We start from the raw sequence: 18028 nt of genomic DNA, 5'->3' as shown, positions 1-18028 counted from the left end.
AATGTCTTTTCAAAGATATTGGAAGATGTGGTATCCTTATCGGACAGCAAGTAGAATAATCGAGTGGAAAAATAAAACATAGAGGTGAAAGGCAATCATGCGAATTAATAAATTCATCAGCGAGACAGGCTTCTGCTCCCGCAGAGAAGCAGATAAGAGAGTAGAGAATGGCGAAGTAACGATTAATGGCGTATTAGCCGTACTTGGTAGTCAGGCCGAGGAAGGTGACGACGTACGCATAAATGGTCAACCATTGGCCTCTAAGAAGAACAATATCTATATTGCCCTTAATAAGCCGATAGGTATAACGTGTACAACAGAGCTGCATATCCATGGTAATATCATCGATTTCGTAGGCCATTCGGAGCGTATATTTCCTATAGGAAGATTGGATAAGGATTCAGAAGGTTTAATTCTCCTGACGAATGATGGGGATATCGTGAATAAGGTATTACGTTCAGAAGGTAAGCATGAAAAGGAGTACTTAGTAAGTGTGGATCGCCCAGTGACAGATTCCTTTGTAAGAGGGATGTCCTCTGGTGTGAGAATACTAGGTGAAATGACGCGACCTTGCGAAGTGACCATATTATCAGAGCGGAGATTTCGTATTGTCTTGACTGAAGGTAAGAATCGACAAATTCGCCGTATGTGTCAAGCCTTTGGGTATGGGGTGGAGGCGTTACAACGTGTTCGAATTATGAATATTCAACTTGGGAGTCACAAGGTTGGAAGTTGGCGGGATCTAACGATTGAAGAGAAATTGGAGCTTGGGAGCTTGCTTCATTATAAATTAGAATAAGTGATGGATAAAATAGTCTAGCGGAGATAGATAGGGTTCTAAAAAGACATTAAAAACGGCAGGTCGGGGATAATGATAATCCCTTGCCTGCCGTTTTTGTTTGGAAAGTGGAGTGTCTACACAGAAGCTTGAACTAATGATGAGACAGCCCGTTATTAGCTTTGGGCATCTGTGACATTCAGAACTTGATTATTATCTTGGTACTTACGAATGAGTGATACTTCCACGCGGCGATTCTTCGCTCGATTCAGGGCAGTATCATTATCGACTATCGGATGATATTCACCATAACCAACAGGAGTGAACTTCTTAGGATCGAGCTTACCATTAGTCAACAATATTTTCATAAACTGTATGGCTCGATCAGAGCTTAGATCCCAATTAGATTCATATTCATTGTTGGAGATAGGAATAGTATCCGTATGCCCTGAGACGACAATATCATAGTCAGGGAACTCCTGTAGCATACCTGATATAGCTGTAGCTAATTGTTTAGACTCAGGCTTCACCGTAGCCTTACCGGAGGCGAATAGTGCGGTATCGCTAATGGTGATCATTAGCTGGGATTGATTGAGCTTCGTCTCAAGCTGAGTTGTAAGTCCATTGTTATTAATATATTGATCTATTTGCTGTTTTAATTTCTCTAAGTCTATCTGCTCTTGTCTGATAAGTGAAGCCTGTTGACTTTTAGTGACCTTCTTGGAAGGTGTATCTTCAGGAGTTGCTTCCTTTAGGGAAGCATCAACCTTCGGAACAGCTGAGTTGTAGTCAAGAACACCAGTCCCAGAAGTGAAAGCAGCACTGAACGCATCGCTCATTTGCTCGAACTTCTGAGCATCTGCAGCACTCATTGAATAAAGAACGATAAATAGAGCTAGAAGTAGAGTAAGAAGGTCAGCATAAGGGAGAAGCCATGACTCGTCCGCATGTTCCTCTTCCTCATGACGTCTAGTCTTTTTGCTCACCTGAACCATCCTCCCTCTCTTTCAATTTTGCACGTTCGGAAGGGGTTAAGAATACGGATAGCTTCTGGTTGATAGCAATAGTAGATACACCTGATTGAATAGACAGGAGACCTTCAAGCATCATAAGTCTAAGTTCGATCTCAATCTTAGAGAGACGTTTCAGCTTGTTAGCGATCGGGTGACATATGACATAACCGGTAAAGATACCTAGCAGAGTCGCGATAAAGGCGGCACCAATCGCAAGAGCAAGTTCTGCCATATCCTCCATGTGTGATAAAGCGGCAATAAGACCAATAACAGCACCCAACACCCCGAGTGAAGGAGCGTACATACCAGCTTGGGAGAAAATGAGAGCCCCGGCCTTGTGTCGATCTTCTGTCGCATTAATATCTTCCATTAAGACATCACGAACGAAGTCCTGGTCATTACCGTCAATAATCATTCGCATTCCACCGCGTAAGAAGGCATCATCAATCTCTTCTACCTTCGATTCCAAAGCGAGTAATCCTTCGCGTCTTGTGATGGATGCCCACTCCATAAAGAGAGTGATCATTTCTTTTTTATCCATCAATTTCTGCTTTACAAAGACCATCTTAAGCAATTGTGGAATCTTCTTGAGCTCTGACATAGGGAAGCCGATGAAGAGGGTTGCTGCTAGACCTCCCAAAATAATGACATAAGCAGCCGGTACGAGAAGACTAGTCAATGGTGAGCCTTTGAGCACCATACCTACCACTACCGAGACAATACCTAGAATTAATCCAATAATCGTTGAAATTTCCATTGTACACCTCATCCATGAGAAATAGAATTGAATCCTTTCATGCCGCCAAATGAAAATAGAAAAGATGGACTGTCGCACAAGAGACGCATTATACTATATTATCGACATAAAGGGCTTTTTATTTAAGGTCTATTTTCCTGTATAATGAAATGAATTGTAAAAGTTTTGTTACAAACGAAATGGAGGGCTAAAAATTGGGTGTAAAACATGGTCGTGATTACGAAGTTATTTTCCAAGAGTTAACAGTTGCTGTAGGTAGAATTACAGATAGTTATTTATTCTTTGAGATGGAAGAAGAGGAATGGGTTCAGCTATCGGACGGGGATAAGCAAGAAGTCATGGAAGCTTTGGCGGAAGATTTATTCTATGGACTGGGAACAGAGCCATCTATAGCGGTTGGAAGTGGCGTGGTTATCCATGACCGAGAGAATCATCGAATTAATATACTGATTGGAGATAAGGAACTGGCCGTTGTGTCTTTAATCTAATAGAGAATGTTGCATGAAAGGCTATTTGAAAGAATACAATGATAAAAGTGCGTGTTCAAAATATACCTTTTTGGACTACCTCTACAAGGTACGGGGTTATCGTTAGATAACATGGGTATGGAAAGGTGGCAGCTTAAAGAGTGACGTATACAAAGGAAGAAGTGGACGTACATTTGAGTCAGCTTAAGGGCTGGGAGTTAGTTGAGGAGCGCTTTATAGAACGCAGATTCACTTTTTCAAGTTTTATGAAGGGAATTTCATTTGTAGATGAAGTAGCAACCATCTCTGAGGCCTTTAACCATCATCCTCTGATCACCATTGATTATCAGAATGTTATTCTCCGTCTCACTTCTTGGGATGAAGGATATCTAACTGCTGTAGACATGAAAGAGGCGAAGCAATATAATGAGGCCTTTGAAAAAATGTGTGCAAATGAGAGAAATCATGATGCAGGGATTGTGAAAAGTAGATAGAAAGTGAAGAGTAGCAAGATTTGACGCAGAACGGGTACCGTCCCAATAAGGAAGGTACCCGTTTTTGCATGTCAAAATATAAGAAAGTATAAGTTTCACTTGATACTCTAATTCTTATATTTCGGCAGAGACGGATACCGTCCTTCAAAAGGACAGCGTAGCCGTTTCAGCTTGTGTTATTTCTTTTGAGCTAACCACTGCGCGACATTAGCAATTTCTTCTTCTGCTAATGTATCTTTGAAGCCAGGCATAATTCCTTTACCTTTACTAACCAATGTGTATATTTCTTCAGGTGACATAGTGCTACCAATTGCTTGTAGGTTTGGACCTACTCCACCTTGTAGCTGATCACCGTGACAAGAAATACAACTTGCTTTAACTAGTATTTCGGCTGCTGAAGCATCCAATACAACTTCTGGCATACTAGGTTTTACAACCTTGTTTTCTTCCCCTTGACCAGGCAGTGTAAACATAAGCACGATGGCTAGAATACATGCAGTAAAGAAGAAACCACTCATGATATATTTCTTCATCTTGTTCACCCTTTCTTATGTAAGCTGATAATTTTATTATAACGGATGGGAAACGTACATCATACCTATTGTGCCAAAAAAGAAACGAAAAATCCAGTATATATTATATAAAGGGCGTTAAGGAGTGCTATTTATCATAGAAATCGGAAGGTTGTCTTAAAACCATGCAAAAAAAAGGCTTCATACCATCCGGAGTGAGTCGTTCATAAGTATCCGTAATTTCAAACCCTGCTTTGAGGTATACCTGGATGGCGCGCTTGTTCCAGGTTAGGACCTCTAAGTCAATTTCATCATGGGGGCTCCGACGTACTGCCTCACAAACAATGGATTGTACAACAACCTTTCCTAATCCCTGTCCGCATAAATCAGGTCGCATGCTGATACCAAGACGAGTTACGCCTTCTAACGGGAAGAACTGAGCAAATCCGCAGAGTTCCCCTTGTGCATTCGTCACAGAAGCATACTGTTCTTTACGAATGATGGGATCGCCAAATTCAATACCTAGTGCTTCCATTTGGTCCCATGGCATCCATCCGTAAATATCGTAGGGAGTGGGATAAGTCCATTCCGATATAGCGCGAGCATGGTCAATGTCCATGGGTGTGATGATCAAATCCGGGTGATTCATACATAGATTCCTTTCTGTAAGAGGTAGTTCAAACCTGACCTTTTGAACTACCACTATAATAGGGATGAAATGAAAGAGCCTGCAGTTGAGATTCTATTGAAATCTCAACTGCAGGCCCGTTAATAACAATTATTTAATTATCGAGTGCAGCAGATTCATATGTATTATCACTCATAATTCTTTTAGCGCCAACGTAACCGTTTGTATAATAGGCTTGGCTAAGTGAGTTAATAATGACACCTTTAGATGAAGACGCATGTGCAAACTTTCCATCACCTACGTATATTCCAACGTGCGATACAAGACCTTTTCCAGTAAAGTTAAAGAAGACAAGATCTCCTTCTCTTAAGTCCTTCTGTGCAATTGCTGTGCCCATACTAAATTGGGAACCTGATTGATGGGGTAATTCAACACCGAGCTTATCAAAAATATACATTGTAAATCCTGAGCAATCGAATCCATTGGTGCTTACTCCGCCACCTACATATTCAGTCCCGATCGTCGGATCGATAGCCTTGTCCAGCTTGGAATCTGCGAAAGCGCTTCCAGTTCCGAAGGACAACAATATTGTCATTCCTAGTGCTACTGATATTAATTTCTTCTTCAACAAGATAACTCCTTCCGGTGCCTGCGAGGTTAGCTTAAGGATTCGGTTGAAGGTTCCCTATGATCCCTCTGTTGCAAGATCAATTCACCCAAGACGGTTCCCCCACTTCCCGTTGTATCGGGAATTCGGCAGATATAGTTAACGTAAATGTTACAAAACTTATTACAAAGTTGTTACTATGTACTTACTTGAACTATTGTAGCAAAGGAATGGCGTTTTGGCAATTGTTTCTATCATATTTGAGGTATATTATTTAATTTTGTTGAAAAAGGAGACCTACGAAAGAGATGTCGACTCCTCGATAGGTCTTCCTAAGGTACTATTTATTGTATTGTTAATTGTAAGCAGCTGCTTGATATTTGGCAGTACTCATGACTCGTTTGGCACCAACATAGCGCTTGGCGTAGTAACTTTCGTTTAGAGAACTGATGATGACACCACGTGAAGTAGATGCATGAGCAAATTTTCCACTACCGACAAATACACCAACATGAGATACACCTTTTCCGGAAGTGTTGAAAAAGACTAGATCTCCAGGTCTCATCTCATTACGTGATACGGCTGTACCTGTTTTGAACTGTGCTGAAGACTGTCTTGGCAAGGTGATGCCTAATTTCGTGAAGACATACCGAGTGAAGCCAGAACAATCAAATCCGTTGGTGGATGTTCCACCAGTCTTATAACTAACTCCAATGGTACGGTCAATGACCGAATCCATGGTTGAGTCGGCGAATACGCTACCTGTTCCAATGGTAAATGCAAGAGCCATACTTAATACGCTAGCAGTTAACTTCTTGTTCAATTACGTTTTCCCCTTCCAATGCCTGCGAGGTTAGCTTAAGGATTCGGTTGAAGGTACCCTATGATCCCTCTGATTCAAGATCAATTCACCCATATAATTGGATCCCCCGCCCCCTGGTGCTTAGGAATTCGGCTGTATGATGCACCAATAAGTGACAATCGTCGATAACTAATAATATGAATAGGTTGTAAAGGTTACAAAGTTGTTACAAGTGATATCTTAACAGAGGATTTATACTTTGGCAAATTCCAATAACTCAATAAAGACAAGAAACCCCCGACCCTTTTGGTGAAAAGGACGGAGGCTTCTTATAACAAGCAATTATTAAGAGACATAAAGGAGAGTTATTATGACTTGTAAAATTTGGAGTGCCACAAATGATAATGAGAAGTGATATGCCACAATTTAAATAGACAAGCTATTAGTGGATAGGACTGTTGAAGTATGAGGGCGAGAAGCCCTGACCACACAAGTGAGAGACCAGTAAATAGGCAGAAGAGAAGTAAACTGAATACGCCCAAGATAAGGGATATGCCAATAACAGGAAGCGCATTGCGCAAACATATCAGGGCAGAGGAGAAGATGCCTGCTGACCCTATTTTTCCAAATTGCATGAAGAGGATGACCTGGTGTATGACATATCGGTATATGCCCCATCCCAGCACATAAGGAATAGCCTGAAGTAATATGGATGGTGACATAAAGCCGCTAATGGCTAACGTATAAAGCTTAGGGATTAACCAGTACGCGGGAAGAAGAACCAATAATGCCTCGCTCCAATAGAATAGCATCACTGGTTTGGCGTACAAAGCCATACCTTTGAAGAAGAAAAGCCCTGTCTCACCCTTTTGTTCTTGGTGAAGTCCATAGAATATGCCTGAATGAATGAAAGGGGTGAGAAGCATACGAAAGAGTAACATACCCAGTAGAATCCACATATAGTTGTGAACGGTTTGGCTATGTGTGAGATTCAATTGACCCTCAACATAGAATAAGATCTGACTTAATTCAGTGGGAGGTGGATCTGGGTAGCGCTGAAGTAAAGGAACTACGACTGAATTGACTAAACGGTACAGAAAGTAACTGAAGAGAAGTTGGTACAGAAATAGAATGATAACGACGTAGAATTGATTCTTGACACTGATCCAGCCATTGGCGATATTCGTCCTCACCGTTCTTCACCTCACCAGGACAGACTTCCAAGCCATACTTCAAGCAGCTTGGTCATGCTAATATTCCAGCGGGAGACCTTCTCGATATCTAGCTCCGCTGTTAAATAGTTATTGATATATTTATTCTCCAGTACAAGTGTGTAATCTGGATCAATGAGAGCCGAGGAAAGAGGCGATTTATATTGTAGCTTGAACTGGATAGTGTCTCCTGTTCCATTCCATACCTTGTGTAAGGTATGACCATCAGCGAAGGTAAACCGTATTGGGATATTGGAGTAGGTACCATCTAGTCGGCTTACAGTTACGTTCGATTCATATTGTGTCCCAGAGGCAACGTCTTTCTTCTGTACTGTGATGCTATCAACAGCAAAGTCGGTCATTTGTTTACCATAGACATATTGATCGAAAAAGGATTGCCACGATTTATGGGTGACCTGCTCCACAATCATTTGGAAATCACGGGTTGATGGGTGGGAAAAGCGGTACTTCTGAGTGTAGGCCGTCATAATCTTACTCATCTTCTGCTGACCTACCTGTCTCTCAATACTTTTTAACACTAACTTGCCACGGTAATAGACATTCTGAGCATAATGTTCCTGAGAGCCATATTTCCATGCCTCCTGTGTGAGTGAGGCGGGTGAAGGGATGATCGTGGCTTGGACGGGAAGGTTGGGGACGAGTCCGAATTCCTGCTCCATCAGCTGATCTTCTGCATATGAGGTGAAACCCTCATCTAGCCAGGCCTCTTCAAATTCATTACTTGCAATCATCCCATAGAAATATTGATGACCAATCTCATGAATAACCGTTCGCTCCAGTTCATAACCAGGTGAATCGTTCTTGGCACCGAAGGCTGTAATTAAGGTCGGATACTCCATACCGCCTGCGCCATTGCCTGCAGTAGGAGGGACAACGATCGACAAGGTGGAATAAGGATAGGGACCATACCACTTGCTGAAATATTTCAAGGCAACCTCAGCGGCATAGAAATAGCGATCTTTCATATCCTTATGAGCAGGGTCTAGATATAGCTTGATTCGTACACCAGGAACTTCAGGAGAAGAGAAGGGCTTCTCTGCTACAATGAAATCAGGAGATGCCGACCAAGCAAAGTCGTGAACATCATCTGCGTAGAACTGGTAGATCTTCTCACCCTTTAGGAACTGAGCTGTTTTAATAGGAAAGCCTGTAGAAGCAACAATGTAGTTCTCTGGAACATGGATACGCACATTGTAGATACCGAAATCCGAATAGAATTCAGAATTTCCGTGGTATTGATGAAGATTCCAGCCTTCTGAGGTTCTGTTTCTTAAACCAACAGGTTCATAGACGCTGATCTTGGGAAACCATTGTCCCGCCATAACAAATTTGTCCGCGACCCCCATACGGGCGAATATTTGAGGAAGCTTCACTTCAAACTTCATGTTAAGTGTAATACTCTCCCCACCCTTTACAGGTCGTGGAAGGCGTACTTTGACCAAGGTTGTGTCTTTGCTATTGCCATCATCTGGCTGTACGTACTGGATACGGTGCATCAGTGAGATGCCATCTTCTGTCTTGAGATCTGTGAGAGTCATGGAGCCGAAGCCATCTGAGGGCATGGTATCGTTACGGAGTCTCCCACCGGATTCTTTCATAAATGTTGTATCCATAGATGAGAACGCATTCGGGTAAAGGTGGAAATATAGCTCCGTAACGGTGTTCTTACCAGGATGGATCCAGGTGAGGTTCTGTACTCCTTTCAGTAAGTTAGCTTCTGGATCAAGAGAAACATCGATGTGGTACTCTACAATTCGTTTACTCAGTACTTCAGCTGTAGGCTGCTGAATGCTTTCCTTTTGAGTCTCTGGAGTAGTTGTACTTGTGGGCTTGGCCTGAATGGGCGCATAAACGGTCTTAGATTTGGGTGAATCCTTGAGAAGCATCCACCACCAGGTTCCACTGAGAAGAAATAGGGTAATGATCATAACGGCAATTTTTTTGGAGCGAGCTGGGGTCATACTTGAATACCTCCCGTTGACAAGCATCTACAGCATGTATATGTTTGCAATTCGTCAATTATTAGTTAAAATAATAGGAATCGCCGTAATAAATAACTGAAGGCAGAAATACGGGATTACATTTCTGTTTCATGGTAGGGGGATAATGAATAAATGGATAACAAAGAACCAAGTGGCAAGAAACAGATTGCCCTGAATATTGTGAGTAGTAAGAGGAGTAAACATACCGGATTTGGAGCGGGTTCCATTGACCTGAACAACGTATCGCCGGTCATCATTGACCAAGGTGAAGCTAAGGTGGATGTTGGGGCGATCCATGCTAAGAGTAAAGTGGAGAAGGGAATTAAGTTCTCTGCGAATCGTGAGGATGTACCGAATGGCCGTCTAGTATGGGTAGTGTGGGTCGCGGTGGATCGCACACCAGAAGGGCAACTTTATGGAGGTGCTACGGCTTGTGAGATGTGGATTGATACGGAAGCTCGTAGAGGTTATAAGGTTCTAGCGGATCACGTCAATAAGCTAGATGCAGCTTTGAAGCGTAAAATCATATTAGATGGATTGACTGATGAGGATAAGACTGCCCTTAAGGAGTTACTGGTGACTCGTAATGAAGAATGGTGGGAAGCTTCGTCTGAGGAATTGAAAAAGGCATTAGAAGTGTAATGGAAATATAGTGGGATAGACCTTTATACAGCTACGAAAGACTCGGGAGATCGTTCCCGAGTCTTTTTTGTGAACTATAGTAGAAAGTATAAACTCATTAAGAAAATTCCGGATGTCATCCAGTGGGGATGTTAGAGTGACGAACAATGCTTCGCATATGAAGGCAGTGAAGGTGCGGCTAGAGTAGATGTAAAAGGTACACTTAATAAGCAGGAAACGTTGAGGTCATAGGAGATAGGTGTAAAATCTACACTTAAAAATGGCGATAACGCTGAAAAGTGGAACTTCCAGTAATTTAGATGTAGGTTGTGCAATTAAAATTGGTTGAAGAGGGACATGGCTGAATTTAGATGTACATAATGCAACTGGGTGCCTAGCGAAGCTAGGTATATCTAACTGAGGAGGATTGGTCAGTGTAAGGACATCGAAAGGAGTCTCTTCTTAAAGGGGGTGCCCGGTTCAGCAGAAATATAGTTAGAATATCTAGTGAAATTTATACTTTCTTATTGTTCCATCAAGTGGTAAATGGTTCATTCTTTAACGTTATCAATCATCTTGATGTATTGCAGATCTCCTAATCCATACTGTGGAAAAAGGCGAAATAAATGTTCTAATAATTGATCCTGTGGTTGGTCTATATTTTCGTGGATATAGGCTGTGAGCCTATTATCATTCTGTAGATAATCTAGATACAATCGAATACCCTGATCCATGACAGGCATGAGTTTGGTTGCAGGGAGATGATGATCTAACAATACTTCTCGGTAGATTTCATGATAGTTATTTGGGTCAATCGCTGTTTCTTCAACATCATAGGTTAGCTCCTGAACCATGTGATAATAGACAGTTCCTTGAAAACTGATTTGTTCGAGATAAGCCAAAACCGTTAATAAATTCATTTGACAAAACATATCATCGCCAAACCATAGCACAATGCATCTATATTGCTTATCCAGCAAACACGCCAATGGTTTCATCGTTACATCTTCATATTCAGCTAAAGAAACGCGGTGTCCTTCAGCTCTCAATCGGTTAAATGCCGGACTGAAGATGTCAGCACAAGAGTCATTGTCGCACATCGCTTCATTGAAGGGGATGTAATCACCAATCTCCATTAATTGATATCTCGAGAAATGCTCATACATGGCTTGTCCATTTAAAATATGTAAAGTATCTTGAGCAAACTCCTTAGAAATGTTGGTTTGTAACGATTGAATCTTTAACTTTTGTGAAATATCCATGTGAGCACGCTCCTTTTCTTTCATTGTAGACCCGACTAGCCAAAGGTTCTCAATCAAATATCCAAGATTCCCTGAAAGGACCTGAAGATGAATATTGTTTATTATTTTAACTCCTCTATACCAAGCAGTTAATAATATATTATCTATTGTATAATCTACTCTGTAAACTACATTATCTCTATTACCCTGATTGGCAAAAGGGAGACCCTTTTTATCTTCTTTTTGGATATCTACAATTTCTCCGGATAGTCGTAATCTGCATAATAATCTTCAATATTAATATGAGTTCCTCTATGAGGGTCATAATCGACCGAATACTACCATTGACTTTGGACCTAAGTCACTACAATATCAAGAGCTAAATGTTTAGTTTGTTCGTATGATTTAAGTGTGGATTTAAGTGTTTTTTTCACTCTATTGCCCATATTACCCCCAAGTACGTCTTCTTCAATTTTGGATATTTCCAATAAATTCTTAGATTTGGATCTTTAAGAACAAACACACACAAAAAAAACCACACAGAATAACAATCTGTGTGGTTAGTCGGTTGATCCGTCATAAAAATCCCGATTCCTGTATTATGATTTGTCTTTTCCTAATAGAATCGACATGCCGAGCAGCGTAACGATAATCGTTGCACCCATATCGGATAATATGGCAATCCAGAGGGTGAGCCAGCCCGGAATGGTCAGTAGAAGTGCAATGGCCTTCAGTGTTAAGGAAATCCCAATGTTCCAGCCTATAATGCGATTCACCCGCCGTGCCATATGGATCGCACTCGGTAGCTTACCAAGATGATCTTGCATGAGTACAATATCAGCAGTCTCCATGGCGCTGTCTGTTCCTTTACCCATCGCTATTCCTAATTGGGCAGTAGCAATGGCAGGGGCGTCGTTAATACCATCACCGACCATGGCGACCTTCCAATGAGAGGCAAGGCTCTTAATTTGTTCAACTTTCTGTTCGGGTAGAAGCTTGGCATAATAACTAGAGACGCCCGCCTCTGCGGCAATCATTCGTGCCGATTGCTCATGGTCACCCGTAAGCATGACCGTCTGAGTGATGCCTGCTTGATGAAGCTGCTTAATGACATCTTTCGTCTCCGGTCGTATTGTATCTGCAAGTCCAAGTAGGCCAAGCACACCGTTCTCATCTGCCGTAATGATCAGTGTGAGACCTTGCTCCTTCAGACGATGTATATCATGCTTCACCGTATCCATATGCTCAGCATCGGCTGCTAACACATGCACTAATATATCTTCACTGCCCATCCAAAAGGTAGTTCCCTCTACCTCACCTTGAATGCCTGACCCTGGTAATGTAGTCAATTGAAGGGGCTCAGGGAAGAGGTTGGATTCTCGTTGACCCTTGATATGGCGAACGACCGCTTTAGCCAAGGGGTGGAGAGAGGATTGTTCCAAGGAACCCGCAACATCATAGAATCGCTCGGAATCATAAATGACTTCTTCGATAACAGAGGGTACACCTTGAGTTAGAGTACCGGTTTTGTCGAAGGCGATAACGTCTATTTTACCTAGCTGCTCAAGATGAATCCCACCTTTGATGAGAATGCCGTTACGTGCACTCCGTGTCATACCGCTTACCAGAGCAATTGGAGAGGAGAGCACGAGTGAACAAGGGCATCCTACAATGAGAATAGCGAGTCCTTGGTACAACCATTTCGTCCATGGTTGCCCGAATAGGAGAGGGGGTATAAGGATGACTAAGAGAGCAGCGATCATAATGGCAGGTGTATAATATTTGGCGAATTTATCGATAAATAACTCTGTAGGTGTTTTGCTATCCTGAGCTTCTTGTACTAAATGCATAATTTTAGCTAATGAAGAATCTTCGTAGGCCTTCTCAATCCGAATATCCAGTAATCCGTCTGCATTCACACTTCCGCCATAGACAGCATCCCCTTGTTTCTTGGTTACCGGTATGGATTCGCCTGTAATCGCGGCTTCGTTAACTGCGCTATTGCCCTCATATATAATGCCATCCGAAGGAATCTTCTCACCTGCTCTAACTCGCACAAGGTCCCCGACACGAAGATCGGAGATAGGAACGTGAATAACTTCCCCATTACGTAGAACTGCTGCTTCTTTAGGAGCATTGGCAAGTAGCGCCTCTATCGACTTGCGCGCACGGTTCATACCATAACCTTCGAGCCATTCGTTCACACCAAATAGAATCGCAACGAGTGTTGCTTCTTTCCATTCACCAATGGCAACAGCTCCCGTTAGTGCAACGGTCATTAATGTATCCATGTTGAATTTAAGGTGAATTAGATTGTTCAACCCACGCCAAAAGGTGGAGTAACCACTAAGGACAATAGCGATGATATATAAGGAAATGAGCAAGGGCTGTGGAAGGACACTATTTAAAACAAACGTGAGCAGATAGAGAATAACAGCTATTCCGAGCAGCCATTTGATTAGTTGGTTGCCGTCATGACTATGACCGTGGTGAGAGTCTGACCCATGTTCGTGATCATGTCCTTGTTCATGATTATGTTCCTTATTCCGTACAAGACGGGCTCCATCACTTTTCAGAACATGCTCAATGCGCGATATATCTACACTTGGATGTACCGTTAATTTACGATTAACGAAGCTTAGTCGGGCATCTGAACCATACTCCAATTTCTGAATAGCTTCCTGCATTTCTCGGGCACAGTTAGCACAAGTCAAGCCTTCGACAGGGTATTCAACATGAGGTGAATCAGGAGTTTTCGAGTTATTATTATTCATGCTCATCGTCGATCTTCTCCCTCTGATGTTCCAAAGTCATCTGAATAAGAGTTCGGATATGGTCATCTTTTAATGAATAGATGACGTTCTTGCCATCCTTGCGTGAAGTGGTAATATGCTTACTTTTCAAAGTACGTAAATGATGGGAGGTGGTTGCCATACTACTACCAAGAACAGCGGCTACATCACAAACACATAATTCATGCTCAAGATCTAACATAAATGCGATTTTCATGCGAGTTGGATCGGATAATGCTTTGAAAATATCTACCATCCCAACAATTTCATCCTCCTGTATTACAGTTTGAAGCTGTTGGATCCTCTCTGAATTGACGCAGGTGATTTCGCAAACATCTTCGGTAAGTATTGGGGGTACTTTTAATAGGTTCATCGGGGCGAATCATCCTCCTTCACCATAAATAAGTTTATTATTTATATTCAAATGGTGGTTTGATTGTTACTTTAATATACACCGTAATCATACAATAATCAAACGGATGTTTGAATGATGGCGGTTGGATCACGTCAAACAAGTAGAAACGGCAATGCCGTCCTTTTTCAAAGAGATTATGCTTCCGATGCTAGCGATACTTCGTATCACTTTAAGGTATCCGTTTCAGCGGGAATATAAGGTATAGAGTATCAAGTGAAAAGTATACTTTCTTATATTAAAAAAAACGCCTAACGGCGTCCTTGGTGAGGGAGTTCAAATGGTCGGTTACATCCACTTATGCCTCTCTTCATGAGTGAGGCATTCTTCTTGAGCGTAATGTCACTACTCTATATCTATTTCGATAAATGACATATGGAATTTGAAATATTGTTATTTGATTATTCGTTTTAAGGAAATAACGGTGTGAATAAAGATACTTACTCCATCCACCACCGCTTCAGGTTGGACCACCAGGATTCATCTTGAGTCTCCACCTTTAAAGGTGCTTGTTCGGGCTCACCACTGCCGTGTAGTGTACAGTATTCCGTGGGCTCTGTGCCCTGAATGAATACCTCAAGCGTCTTATTGGGGCAATCCGCTGTAGCTAATCGTCCTGACTCCGGATTAATGTAGACGCTAACGACACCTGCTGGAATGGGGAAAATTTTCGGTGGAACATTCTCAAGTGCTCTTTCTGTATACTGTGCAAAAATGGGTGCTGCTCGGCGTCCATCAGCATTCTCAATATTGCGTCCTTTATCGTATCCAACCCATACGGCTGTGGCTAACTCAGGTGTAAACCCTACAAGCCATGCATCTGTGTTGGTCGTTCCTGTCTTCCCTGCCACAGGTCTCTTCATGATGGACGATACCCGATTGCCTGTTCCGCCCGCCTCAAAGACACTTTCCATGAGATGGGTTAATACATAGGCGGCAGCGGCGTCTACAACTTGTTCACCTTGAATTGGTTCTGCTTCGTAAATGATCTCACCTGTGGAATCCGTTATTTTTAACACGGCAACAGGAGGCTTAAGTAGACCCGCATTACTGATTACGCCGAAGGCAGACGCCATTTCTAATGGGCTGATCGGAGAAGTTCCCAGTGCAAGTGACGGTACCGCTTGAAGCGGACTCTCAATACCCATCTTCCGTGCGGTCTCTACAACCTTTTCAGAACCTAAAGTCATAATGGTATTCACGGCGTAAATATTGTCACTTGCAGCAATCGCTTGTTGCATATCAATCTCGCCTAGATATTTATCACCGAAATTGCTGGGTTGATAGGTTTTACGGTTATTATCGTAATGAAATAGTGTTGGTTCGCTTTTGAAGATGCTGAGTGGATTCATTTGTAGTGAGGAAAGAGCACTCAAATACATAATGGGCTTGAAGGCTGATCCTGGTTGTCGCGTCGTAGCGAGCGTATGGTTATACTGGTTATTCTGATAATTCGTACCTCCAACCATAGCTTTGATATATCCTGTTCGTGGGTCCAAAGAGATGAGGGCTGTCTCAAGCTCGCTATCTGGGTCCATTTCCTTGGCTACGACCTCTTCGGCTACCTGTTGGGCATGACCATCTAAGGTAGTGTATATATTTAACCCACCATGATCCAACTGTTCCTCTGTAACCCCGAGCTCATTGATGACTAGCTGACGAACATAATCACGAAAATAGGGAGCAGTAACGATAGTCTTTTGTCCTCCCTGAGGTAGGAATACAAGCTTCTCACGTGCTGCAGTATTCGCTTCTTGTTTCGTTATATAACCAGTCTTGACCATGGTGGAGAGCACAATTTTTTGTCGTGTGAGCGCGTTGTCCATATGATTGTAAGGGGAGTAATAAGTTGGCCCCTTGGGAATACCTGCAAGCATGGCACTTTCTGCAAGGGTTAGATCGCTAGAAGATTTACCGAAATACATACGTGAAGCTGCTTCGATTCCGTATGCTCCGTGTCCATAGTATATTTCGTTAAGGTACATTTGAAAAATCTCTGTCTTGCTGTACTTCATTTCTAGTTGAACTGTATATAGGGCTTCCATTATTTTGCGTGACCAGGTTTTGGCATGGGATAGATACAAGTTCCGAGCAAGTTGCTGCGTAAGAGTGCTAGCACCCTGTGAACGATCCATTTTCTCTAAATTGACCAAGACGGCACGACCCATCCCTTTGATATCAAATCCCGAATGATCATAGAACTTCCGATCCTCTACCGATAGCGTGGCTTCCACAAGAGTGGATGAGATTTGATCTAAAGTCACGGGCTCATAACTACGTCCACTGGTTGAAAAGGTAGCCATAACTCGGTCTTGGTTGTCTAGAATACGGGAGTTCCGGTCTGTATCCGCTACGGGTAATCCCGTATTATATAAATATAGTAGCAGAACACCGCCAGCTAGAAGGACGATTATTGTCACGCCGAACAGCAGTTTGACGATGGTGCGTAACCGATTTTTGCGTTTAGGTGGTTTATGGGATGGTCGCGACATGACAGGTAGGCCTCCGTTATTTCCTTTTCTTCTCATTATGGGAATGGAATGGCTTAGATATTCACGATCAACCGAAACTCTTACGCAAAGGGGAGACATACCCGAATATGGTTGCATTTTCATGATGGTTTATTATAATTGTGAAATATGTTGATGATCTTATGAAGTAAAGGGGATATATGTAGAAGATGAAATTAGATCAAGCTTATTCAGGTAATGTATTTATTTGTAGTTCTGAAGATTACGAAGGTTCTAAAGCTGTCATATACGGAATGCCGATGGATTATACGGTTAGTTATCGTCCGGGTTCTCGCTTCGGCCCTTCCCATATACGTCAGGCATCGGTTGGATTAGAGGAATATAGCCCTTATCTTGATAAAAGTATTGAAGAAATGACCTATTTTGATGCTGGTGATCTTATGTTACCGTTCGGCAACGCAGGGCGTAGCCTTGAAGTTATTAGTGAATATGTAGGTAAGTTGCTAGCAGACGATAAATTTCCAATCGGTCTAGGTGGGGAGCATTTAGTTACGTGGCCTGTGATTCAGCAGGTATATGCGAAATATCCTGACCTGATCTTGATCCATATTGATGCACATGCCGATCTTCGGGAGCACTATGAGGGCGAACCACTCTCGCATTCTACACCTGTGCGTAAGGCTGCTGCTCTTATGGGAGGAAGTAATATTTATCAGTTTGGTATCCGTTCCGGATCACGTGAAGAGTTTCAATTCGGTCATAAGAACATTAACTTCTATCCATTTGATGTAGCTGCTCCTCTAAAAGAAGCCCTACCCAAGATGGGGAACCGCCCTGTTTATGTCACCATAGACATTGATGTGCTGGATCCTTCAGCAGCTCCAGGAACAGGGACAGCGGAAGCGGGAGGAATCACATCGAAGGAACTGCTTGAAGCAGTGCACCTTATTGCTAACTCTGAAGTCAATGTTGTAGGATGTGATCTGGTAGAAGTTGCACCTATCTACGACCCATCACAACAGACGCAGATTGTAGCCGCTAAGCTCATTCGTGAAATGCTGCTAGGGTTCGTGAAATAAAGACTAGACCATGAGTAGACACCGTTAGATAAGCCGCGAGAGTTGAGACTTTCGTAAGGCTTCTAAAGGTGTCTTTCTTCAAATATAAGGAATAGAGTATAAGTTTCACATGATACTCTATTCCTTATATTTCCGCTGAA

The 18028-nt window shown here is 42.4% G+C and carries 17 protein-coding genes and 2 riboswitches; of the genes, 5 read left to right on the top strand and 12 right to left on the bottom strand.

Features of this window, described 5'->3' with window-relative positions; all coding sequences use genetic code 11:
- Positions 1-97: 97 nt before the first annotated feature.
- Positions 98-799, top strand: coding sequence for a pseudouridine synthase (locus ACP8HI_RS22025; protein ID WP_438348269.1), 702 nt, complete (start codon positions 98-100; stop codon positions 797-799).
- 155 nt (positions 800-954) lie between these two features.
- Here ACP8HI_RS22025 and motB read toward each other — a convergent pair whose 3' ends face one another.
- Both motB and motA read right to left on the bottom strand, forming a co-directional pair.
- Entirely contained in the window at positions 955-1764 is an 810-nt protein-coding gene (gene motB / locus ACP8HI_RS22020; RefSeq protein ID WP_438348268.1) for a flagellar motor protein MotB, read from the bottom strand.
- Complete coding sequence (gene motA / locus ACP8HI_RS22015) at positions 1748-2548, bottom strand: flagellar motor stator protein MotA (protein WP_438348267.1); 801 nt, start codon at positions 2546-2548, stop codon at positions 1748-1750. The genes motB and motA overlap by 17 nt, the downstream gene beginning before the upstream one ends.
- Positions 2549-2742: 194 nt before the next feature.
- Here motA and ACP8HI_RS22010 point away from each other — a divergent pair, with 194 nt between their 5' ends.
- Positions 2743-3036, top strand: coding sequence for a hypothetical protein (locus tag ACP8HI_RS22010; protein ID WP_438348266.1), 294 nt, complete (start codon positions 2743-2745; stop codon positions 3034-3036).
- 140 nt (positions 3037-3176) lie between these two features.
- Entirely contained in the window at positions 3177-3509 is a 333-nt protein-coding gene (locus ACP8HI_RS22005) for a 4a-hydroxytetrahydrobiopterin dehydratase (RefSeq protein ID WP_438348265.1), read from the top strand.
- A gap of 176 nt (positions 3510-3685) precedes the next feature.
- Here ACP8HI_RS22005 and ACP8HI_RS22000 read toward each other — a convergent pair whose 3' ends face one another.
- From ACP8HI_RS22000 to ACP8HI_RS21975, 6 genes are all read right to left on the bottom strand, one after another.
- Entirely contained in the window at positions 3686-4042 is a 357-nt protein-coding gene (locus ACP8HI_RS22000) for a c-type cytochrome (RefSeq protein ID WP_438348264.1), read from the bottom strand.
- Between the two features lie 127 nt (positions 4043-4169).
- Positions 4170-4670: a GNAT family N-acetyltransferase gene (locus ACP8HI_RS21995; protein ID WP_438348263.1), complete on the bottom strand. Its 501-nt coding sequence runs from the start codon at positions 4668-4670 to the stop codon at positions 4170-4172.
- A 133-nt stretch (positions 4671-4803) separates the two neighbouring features.
- Positions 4804-5277: a C40 family peptidase gene (locus tag ACP8HI_RS21990; protein ID WP_438348262.1), complete on the bottom strand. Its 474-nt coding sequence runs from the start codon at positions 5275-5277 to the stop codon at positions 4804-4806.
- A 3-nt stretch (positions 5278-5280) separates the two neighbouring features.
- A riboswitch (cyclic di-AMP (ydaO/yuaA leader) is annotated at positions 5281-5418 on the bottom strand.
- A 193-nt stretch (positions 5419-5611) separates the two neighbouring features.
- The gene (locus ACP8HI_RS21985) at positions 5612-6079 is read right to left on the bottom strand and encodes a C40 family peptidase (RefSeq protein WP_438348261.1); all 468 of its coding nucleotides are present in this window, start codon (positions 6077-6079) and stop codon (positions 5612-5614) included.
- Positions 6080-6083: 4 nt separating this feature from the next.
- Positions 6084-6223, bottom strand: a riboswitch (cyclic di-AMP (ydaO/yuaA leader).
- 203 nt (positions 6224-6426) lie between these two features.
- On the bottom strand, positions 6427-7251 hold the full coding sequence (locus ACP8HI_RS21980) for a hypothetical protein (protein WP_438348260.1): 825 nt from the start codon (positions 7249-7251) through the stop codon (positions 6427-6429).
- Positions 7252-7262: 11 nt separating this feature from the next.
- Positions 7263-9251 carry a M1 family metallopeptidase gene (locus ACP8HI_RS21975; RefSeq protein WP_438348259.1) on the bottom strand — a complete coding sequence of 663 codons (1989 nt, stop codon included), beginning with the start codon at positions 9249-9251 and terminating at the stop codon, positions 7263-7265.
- Positions 9252-9404: 153 nt separating this feature from the next.
- Here ACP8HI_RS21975 and ACP8HI_RS21970 point away from each other — a divergent pair, with 153 nt between their 5' ends.
- Positions 9405-9914 (top strand): YwhD family protein, encoded by a 510-nt coding sequence (locus ACP8HI_RS21970; protein ID WP_438348258.1) that lies wholly within the window; start codon positions 9405-9407, stop codon positions 9912-9914.
- 530 nt (positions 9915-10444) lie between these two features.
- Here ACP8HI_RS21970 and ACP8HI_RS21965 read toward each other — a convergent pair.
- The 4 genes from ACP8HI_RS21965 to ACP8HI_RS21950 all read right to left on the bottom strand — a co-directional run bounded on the left by ACP8HI_RS21965 (position 10445) and on the right by ACP8HI_RS21950 (position 16830).
- Positions 10445-11155, bottom strand: coding sequence for an AraC family transcriptional regulator (locus ACP8HI_RS21965; protein WP_438348257.1), 711 nt, complete (start codon positions 11153-11155; stop codon positions 10445-10447).
- A gap of 578 nt (positions 11156-11733) precedes the next feature.
- Complete coding sequence (locus ACP8HI_RS21960; protein WP_438351942.1) at positions 11734-13908, bottom strand: heavy metal translocating P-type ATPase; 2175 nt, start codon at positions 13906-13908, stop codon at positions 11734-11736.
- The gene (locus ACP8HI_RS21955) at positions 13901-14299 is read right to left on the bottom strand and encodes an ArsR/SmtB family transcription factor (protein WP_438348256.1); all 399 of its coding nucleotides are present in this window, start codon (positions 14297-14299) and stop codon (positions 13901-13903) included. Before ACP8HI_RS21955 ends, ACP8HI_RS21960 begins: the two co-directional genes overlap by 8 nt.
- A gap of 479 nt (positions 14300-14778) precedes the next feature.
- Complete coding sequence (locus ACP8HI_RS21950) at positions 14779-16830, bottom strand: transglycosylase domain-containing protein (RefSeq protein ID WP_438348255.1); 2052 nt, start codon at positions 16828-16830, stop codon at positions 14779-14781.
- 188 nt (positions 16831-17018) lie between these two features.
- On the opposite strand from ACP8HI_RS21950, the gene speB reads away from it, so the two are divergent.
- Positions 17019-17888 carry an agmatinase gene (gene speB, locus ACP8HI_RS21945; protein ID WP_438348254.1) on the top strand — a complete coding sequence of 290 codons (870 nt, stop codon included), beginning with the start codon at positions 17019-17021 and terminating at the stop codon, positions 17886-17888.
- Positions 17889-18028 lie beyond the last annotated feature (140 nt).

It is taken from the genome of Paenibacillus sp. FA6 (assembly GCF_051550225.1).
Classification (GTDB): domain Bacteria; phylum Bacillota; class Bacilli; order Paenibacillales; family Paenibacillaceae; genus Paenibacillus_AQ.
Note: the sequence above shows the minus strand (reverse complement) of the source record. Positions and strands in the feature narration are given on the sequence as shown.

Excerpts from the sequence above, each read along its gene's own strand:
- ACP8HI_RS22025 (WP_438348269.1), top strand. The coding sequence starts at position 98 with ATGCGAATTAATAAATTCATCAGCGAGACAGGCTTCTGCTCCCGCAGA.
- motA (WP_438348267.1), bottom strand. The coding sequence starts at position 2,548 with ATGGAAATTTCAACGATTATTGGATTAATTCTAGGTATTGTCTCGGTA.
- ACP8HI_RS22000 (WP_438348264.1), bottom strand. The coding sequence starts at position 4,042 with ATGAAGAAATATATCATGAGTGGTTTCTTCTTTACTGCATGTATTCTA.
- ACP8HI_RS21995 (WP_438348263.1), bottom strand. The coding sequence starts at position 4,670 with ATGAATCACCCGGATTTGATCATCACACCCATGGACATTGACCATGCT.
- ACP8HI_RS21975 (WP_438348259.1), bottom strand. The coding sequence starts at position 9,251 with ATGACCCCAGCTCGCTCCAAAAAAATTGCCGTTATGATCATTACCCTA.
- ACP8HI_RS21970 (WP_438348258.1), top strand. The coding sequence starts at position 9,405 with ATGGATAACAAAGAACCAAGTGGCAAGAAACAGATTGCCCTGAATATT.
- ACP8HI_RS21965 (WP_438348257.1), bottom strand. The coding sequence starts at position 11,155 with ATGGATATTTCACAAAAGTTAAAGATTCAATCGTTACAAACCAACATT.
- ACP8HI_RS21960 (WP_438351942.1), bottom strand. The coding sequence starts at position 13,908 with ATGAATAATAATAACTCGAAAACTCCTGATTCACCTCATGTTGAATAC.
- ACP8HI_RS21955 (WP_438348256.1), bottom strand. The coding sequence starts at position 14,299 with ATGAACCTATTAAAAGTACCCCCAATACTTACCGAAGATGTTTGCGAA.
- ACP8HI_RS21950 (WP_438348255.1), bottom strand. The coding sequence starts at position 16,830 with ATGTCGCGACCATCCCATAAACCACCTAAACGCAAAAATCGGTTACGC.
- speB (WP_438348254.1), top strand. The coding sequence starts at position 17,019 with ATGAAATTAGATCAAGCTTATTCAGGTAATGTATTTATTTGTAGTTCT.